The organism is Candidatus Obscuribacterales bacterium (genome assembly GCA_036703605.1).
In the GTDB taxonomy this organism is placed as follows: domain Bacteria; phylum Cyanobacteriota; class Cyanobacteriia; order RECH01; family RECH01; genus RECH01.
The window spans coordinates 1-1,226 of sequence record DATNRH010000821.1 but is presented as its reverse complement, the minus strand read 5'-3'; the positions used below and the strand labels follow the sequence as shown (position 1 = coordinate 1,226).

Below are 1,226 nucleotides of genomic sequence, written 5' to 3'. Positions count from 1 at the left end.
CCCAGTGCAAGCCCCTCTGAATCACCTTCCACCAGTCCCTCGGAATCACCTACTGCCAACCCCTCAGTGTCCCCATCAGCTTCTCCCTCTGAATCGCCTTCGGCTTCGCCTTCAGCTTCGCCCTCAGAGTCCCCCAGTGCCAGCCCCTCTGAATCACCTTCTGCCAGCCCCTCCAAATCACCTACTGTCAGCCCCTCTGAGTCCCCTTCGACAAGTCCATCCGAGTCCCCATCAGCTTCTCCCTCTGAATTGCCTTCGGCAAGTCCATCTGAATCGCCGAGTTCCTCGCCCAGCTCTTTGCCCAGTGAGAGCCCTTCGGCATCCCCCACCAAGAGCCCTTCGGCGCCGCCAAGTTCATCGCCCAGCTCTTCCCCCAGCAAGAGCCCTTCTGCTGCTCCATCTGCACAGCCTAGTGAATCTCCGTCTACCAGGCCATCAGCGACACCATCAGCATCCCCGTCAGCCAGTCCAAGCTCAGAGCCAAGCTCACAACCAAGTAACGCTCCATCCAGTACTCCAAGTGCATCCCCATCCACTCCACCTTCGGCCGTCCCGTCCACTTCTCCATCAACCTCGCCATCTGCATCTCCATCGGCCACACCCAGCAAAGGCCCTACCACTTCGCCCGTCCAGATATGTATCTCTGTAATCGCAGCAGACACTGCAGCAAATACTGCGTATCCAGCTGGCTGGAATACAGCCAGCGGCAACATCCCGGAAGGTTATGTTATATCTTGCGGATCTGCCGACGACTGCGGCGGTTTCACGGATTCTGATGACGTCTTGCAAGGTACAACGTGTGAACCCGTACCAACAGGCGACAATGGGTACCTTGGACCAGGCCATTGTCAGTGCGCTTGCGACTCGGATTACTGTTTGACCCTTGACAACTCAGGCAGCACGGCTACCAACACGTGCGAATTCGGCTGCAAGTGCGGCGATGCGTGCGATATCAACGCAGGTACATGCGATGATAACAATTGTGCTACCTGCGACACTACTAACCCGTGCGCGAGCCCCGACGAAGATTGTGTCGACGGCGTTTGCGTTGGTTCTGGTCTTTGCACGAAAGACAAGAACACCATGTGCGACAAAGGCTACGAGGTTATCAGCGGATCGCCCAACAACAGAGCCAAATGTTGTCCTTCTTCCAGTGGCTGTGTCAAGTCTACGATTGGTGTGGTAAAAACTTCGACGTGCAGTAATTCCTGCGGAGAAAGTTGTCT

At 56.2% G+C, this 1,226-nt stretch carries 1 protein-coding gene; it reads right to left on the bottom strand.

Annotated elements, in window-relative coordinates:
• Window positions 1–662, bottom strand: a 662-nt coding sequence (locus tag V6D20_16990; GenBank protein ID HEY9817477.1) for a hypothetical protein, incomplete at its 3' end; no start/stop codon positions are given.
• Between the last annotated feature and the right edge of the window lie 564 nt (window positions 663–1,226).